The sequence below is a fragment of the Pedobacter sp. genome (genome assembly GCF_045628745.1).
Lineage (GTDB): Bacteria > Bacteroidota > Bacteroidia > Sphingobacteriales > Sphingobacteriaceae > Pedobacter.
Window position 1 is genome coordinate 1 of the sequence record NZ_JAZQPU010000089.1, and the last position, 4,555, is coordinate 4,555.

6 protein-coding genes are annotated in these 4,555 nt (G+C 37.6%); 2 read left to right on the forward strand and 4 right to left on the reverse strand.

Going from position 1 to position 4,555, the window contains the following annotated elements:
* From ACR2F7_RS03805 to ACR2F7_RS03820, 4 genes are all read right to left on the reverse strand, one after another.
* Positions 1 to 906 (reverse strand): outer membrane protein (locus ACR2F7_RS03805; protein WP_432712264.1); only part of this gene is annotated, 906 nt, incomplete at its 3' end.
* A 216-nt stretch (positions 907 to 1,122) separates the two neighbouring features.
* A complete protein-coding gene (locus ACR2F7_RS03810) occupies positions 1,123 to 2,514 on the reverse strand; it encodes an MBL fold metallo-hydrolase (protein WP_432712268.1) in 1,392 nt (463 codons plus the stop codon).
* Positions 2,511 to 3,230 (reverse strand): NAD-dependent epimerase/dehydratase family protein, encoded by a 720-nt coding sequence (locus ACR2F7_RS03815; RefSeq protein WP_432712265.1) that lies wholly within the window; start codon positions 3,228 to 3,230, stop codon positions 2,511 to 2,513. The genes ACR2F7_RS03810 and ACR2F7_RS03815 overlap by 4 nt, the downstream gene beginning before the upstream one ends.
* Before the next feature lie 199 nt (positions 3,231 to 3,429).
* Positions 3,430 to 3,636 (reverse strand): cold-shock protein, encoded by a 207-nt coding sequence (locus ACR2F7_RS03820; RefSeq protein ID WP_196858447.1) that lies wholly within the window; start codon positions 3,634 to 3,636, stop codon positions 3,430 to 3,432.
* 160 nt (positions 3,637 to 3,796) lie between these two features.
* Here ACR2F7_RS03820 and ACR2F7_RS03825 point away from each other — a divergent pair, with 160 nt between their 5' ends.
* Together ACR2F7_RS03825 and ACR2F7_RS03830 are read left to right on the forward strand one after the other, a co-directional pair.
* The gene (locus tag ACR2F7_RS03825; RefSeq protein WP_432712266.1) at positions 3,797 to 4,030 is read left to right on the forward strand and encodes a hypothetical protein; all 234 of its coding nucleotides are present in this window, start codon (positions 3,797 to 3,799) and stop codon (positions 4,028 to 4,030) included.
* A gap of 64 nt (positions 4,031 to 4,094) precedes the next feature.
* Positions 4,095 to 4,555 (forward strand): YMGG-like glycine zipper-containing protein (locus ACR2F7_RS03830; RefSeq protein WP_432712267.1); only part of this gene is annotated, 461 nt, incomplete at its 3' end.

Sequence of the window (4,555 nt, forward strand, 5' to 3'; positions counted from 1 at the left end):
ACCAGAACCGTCAACTACAGTTCCTGCAGCAGTACCAGCACATTTGTCAAATTTGTTAGCAACACCATCATTGTCATCATCGCCCATTTCTTTAGCATAAGCTTCTCTGTCTCTTCTGGCATTTTCTTCTTGCGAAGATAATGCTCTTCTTAATTCAGCACTTTCCAGTGCATTTTGCTCACGAAGTGCAGCTAATGCACTGAAGTTTTGTAATTGAGGAGAGCCCTTTTTACCTAAAGCGATTTCTATACCCGCATGAGCGTAAGAAAATCTATCATTAGCACCACTTGCAATACCATCGAAATTGTTAGATTTCATGAAATTAACATCATAACCTAAATCAAGGTTAATCGAGTTAGATAGGCCAAGCTTAACACCAGCACCTACAGGGATGAACCATTTTTCATTGTAACCAGTTCTGTATGCAACAGGTCCATCAACATTGGCATTAGATGACATATAACCAGCACCTGCAGTGAAATATGGTGAAAGGACACTACGTTTTTGGTTTAAGCTTAAGTTAGCTAAAGTAAAGTTAGCTTTCAAAGCTGCTGACCAGTCAATACGGGTTTCAAAACCTGTAGTGTTGCCAGTAGCACCATCATTTGCTCTAAAGCCTTTTACTTTACCAGCAAGGAAATCAGCCTGGATACCAAAACCTGGAAGGATTTGTTTTTTGATGTAACCACCGTATCCCCAGCTTTCTTGTGGAGTTGCAAAGTCCCCATTTCTATCACTGTTAAATGGAGTGTAATGAGTTAACATACCACCATTCAAACCAATTGACCACGTGCGAAATTCTTTTTTTGCAAAGCGTGCAGTTGTATCTGCATCTTGTGCGAAGAGTGTGCTAGATAATCCTACTAAGGATAATATCAAAGCTGATTTTGTAATTTTTGAGTTCATTTTTTTCAATTATTAGATATTAATGATTCAGAAATCTGAATTAATAACATATCTGTAATAATCTTGCCAAAAATTGTTTTATGCTCCAATATTATTAAATAAACTGAAATTCAGGTAGTTATAAGAATATTCAGGTATTAAACCCTTCTCATTTAAAAAATTACTTAAGCTTAAAAAGCGTCTAGTTTTTGATACAAGAATGAGGATTTCTTTTCTTTATAGCTCATATATTTTTCCCTTTGGAGGAATCACTGCATTATAACCAGCAATTTCAATGGCTTCAGCTAAACTTTCCAGGCTTTTATCTTCTCCGTGCACAAGGAAAACTTTTTTCAGCTGATCAGGATTCTGGGAGATGACATTAGCCATCAGGTCATTATGATCCCCATGTCCACTTAATAAGTCTGTTTGTTTAATGCTTGCATACACCATTAAATCACGATTTCTCAGGCGAACAATAGGATCTCCCCTTAAAAGACGGTTACCAAGGGTGCCTTTAGCACAATAACCTATAAATAAGATGGTGCAATAATAGTTTTGTATATTATGATAGAGGTGATCTTGTATTCTTCCACCTTCAAGCATCCCTGCAGAAGAAATAATAATGCAGGGTTCATGATAATTGGAAATAGAAGCACTTTCTTTTTTTTCTTCAACATACGATAAAGCGTCAAATTCAAACTCATCTCCATTTTTTTGGTAGAAGGCTCGTGACTCTTCACTCACCAGTTCATGGTGTTTCCGATAAATTTCAGTCGCTGCCACGGCAAGAGGGCTGTCTACAAATACTTTTACAGGGGGAAGTAGCCCACTGCTGAAAATTTTATTCAGGGCAAAAACCAATGCTTGTGTTCTGCCGATGCTAAATGCTGGAATAATTAACCTACCCGGAAACTTTACACAAGAATCATAGATGATCTCGATCAGTTTTTCCTCAAGTGTGGAATCTTTGGTATGGTAACGTCCTCCATATGTGGCTTCAGTCACCAAATAGTCTACTGGAGGAATCATTTGTGGATCCACCAGTACAGGGTAGTTTTTACGACCAATGTCTCCAGTAAAAGCAATTTTCTTTTCTATACCATCTTCTGTTACCGATAAAACCACGGCTGCTGCGCCCAATAAATGACCAGCAGGAATAAAGGTTAAAGAAATATCATTAGTGATGTTGAATTTTCTGTCAAAATTAATGGTAATAAAGCGGCTAACGGTTTCATTTACGTGGTTTTGAAGATATAAGGGGCGTGGGCCACTATAATTTTTCCTTCCTTTGCCACGTCTGGATTTCTGAAGTTTATTTAAAAAAACCGTTACAGAATCCATAAGTAATATTTCTGTAAGGTCTGCAGTAGGAGGTGTGCACAAAATTTGTCCATTAAAGCCAAGGCGAACTAAAGTTGGCAGGTTTCCGGAGTGGTCAATATGGGCATGAGTTAAAATAACGACATCAATTGTTGAAGGGTCAAAAGGAAATTGTTCATTATCTTCTTGTTGTACGCCTTTTTCATAATCTAACCCACAATCAATAAGGATATTATAGTTTTCAGTTTGCAGAAGGTGCATGCTACCCGTAACCTGGTGTGCAGCTCCCCAAATGGTTAGTTTCATAGTGTTGGTGTATTTTCTTGTAGCCATTCCATCCAGTTAGTGATTTTATAACTATAGTTAAGCAGTTTAGGAACTTGGATGCTGGAAATTATTTTCCATTCTTTGAGTTCATTTATGAATTCAGGTTCCTCAAGTTGCAGAGCTTTTGTTGCAGCCGTATAGAATTCTTGTTTTTGAGGATGGTGAGGCGTTACCGCATTAAAAGTATAGCCAAAAGCATTAAGTTTTAATATTTGCAGGGTGAGATCTATGCAATCCTGGAGGTGCACCAGATTGACAGGAGCTTTGCCATTTGGGACATTTTTTTTGCCTGCAAAAAATCGACCCGGATGTCTGCCAGGACCGACCAGTCCACTAAAACGCAGTATAGTGGTTGAAAAATTAGGATTTTTACTTAGTATGTTTTCAGCTTTGAATATTTGTTGTGCAGATACGGTTTGCGGTAAGAGCGTGCTCAATTCCGTAACCGTTTTTTTTGGCTCTCCATATACAGAAGAGGCACTGATAAAGATGATGTTTTTAATTTGATGGGAAGTCGCTGCATCGGCAATCTGCTGAATGATTCCTGGAAAGTGCGCGACCTGATCTGTATTTTTTTTTGGAGGGATACTTATAATAAGGACCTCACACTCAAAAAAATGATCTGAGTAGACCTTTTTGCCTTCCTCAAATTTAAGAAGGAAAGGTTTTATTCCTGCCAGATCAAATTGCAGCAATTTTGCGGGAGTGGTTGTGGAGCCATTTACGCGGTAACCTAAAGTAAGGAGATTTTTTGCCAATTCAAACCCGTACCAGCCGCAGCCAATAATACTGATACACCCGGTTTTCTTTGTGAATTGCATTTCTACTTATTTTTCAATAAAAAAGGGGTGATGCCGTTTAGCAAACCCCTTTTGTTTTTTTTAAAGAGTATAATTAAAGAACTCTTACGTTTGAAGCTTCAGGTCCTTTTTTACCTTCATTTAATTCAAATTCAACATCGTCTCCTTCATTTAATTCTTTGAATGAGTCACCTGCAATTGCAGAGAAATGTACGAATATATCTTTACCTCCCTCTTCAGGGGTTATAAAACCAAACCCTTTTGAAGAATTAAACCATTTAACTTTTCCTGTCTTACGCATATTTTTATTATATAATTCGATGTGAAAGTAAACAATAGAATATTAAAATCCAAAAAACAGGAGCACAAGACTTTGTAATTGTTACAAATAAGATAAAAAAAGCCCTTTATCTTAAACTTTAAGACTCCTGTTTTGTTGGATGGATAAGAAAATTATAAGTATGGAAGAAACAAATCACAGAGAGGGTACAGCTAAAGAACCGCATAAATCTTCAAAAAAACATCCTGAAGAGGAAGGAAATGAAAACCTGGGGCTTGATTCTGATCATTCATCTGATACAGGTTATCACCAACTTAATAATGATAATGACATGATCTCCCGAACTTCAAAGGATCCAACAGAAGACGATGGCGAAAGTAGTGCCTTAGGAAGGTCACCTTTGGAAGAAAAGTAAATGTATTTAAAATCTTGGCATCATTTTTTCTATATGATATATAATGCATTTAATTATTTTTGATATGAAAAAATTCCTTTCTATAATCGCAATTGCGATCGTTTTGGCCTCTTGTAGTAATAAAGCAAAAGACGAAGCCACACTTGAAGCCGCAAAACAAGTTGCACTTAAAGAAGTAAAAGATAGTTTAAGATTAGACAGCTTTAAAAAGGCAGACGTAGCTAAACAGCAAGAGATAGAGCGTATAGCCGTTGTTAAACAAGAGCAAGAAGAAAAACGCACCTTATTGTTATCACAGCAAAGAGAAGCATCTGCCCCGGCAGCTACTTCGAGCTCAAATACAAGCAGCAATACAGCAACTACAACAACAAGTACTAAAAAAGAAGGTTGGAGCCAGGCTGCAAAAGCTGGTGTAATTGGTGGAGCCGCAGGTGCAGTAGGTGGTGCATTGATTGATAAAAAGAAAGGTAGAGGCGCTGTTATCGGTGGTGTTGTTGGCGCCGGAGCTGGATACTTAATAGGACG

What these genes read in the sequence shown, in the direction of transcription:
- ACR2F7_RS03820 (WP_196858447.1), bottom strand. Translation starts at nt 3,636, where the DNA reads ATGCGTAAGACAGGAAAAGTTAAATGGTTTAATTCTTCAAAAGGGTTT.
- ACR2F7_RS03810 (WP_432712268.1), bottom strand. Translation starts at nt 2,514, where the DNA reads ATGAAACTAACCATTTGGGGAGCTGCACACCAGGTTACGGGTAGCATG.
- ACR2F7_RS03825 (WP_432712266.1), top strand. Translation starts at nt 3,797, where the DNA reads ATGGAAGAAACAAATCACAGAGAGGGTACAGCTAAAGAACCGCATAAA.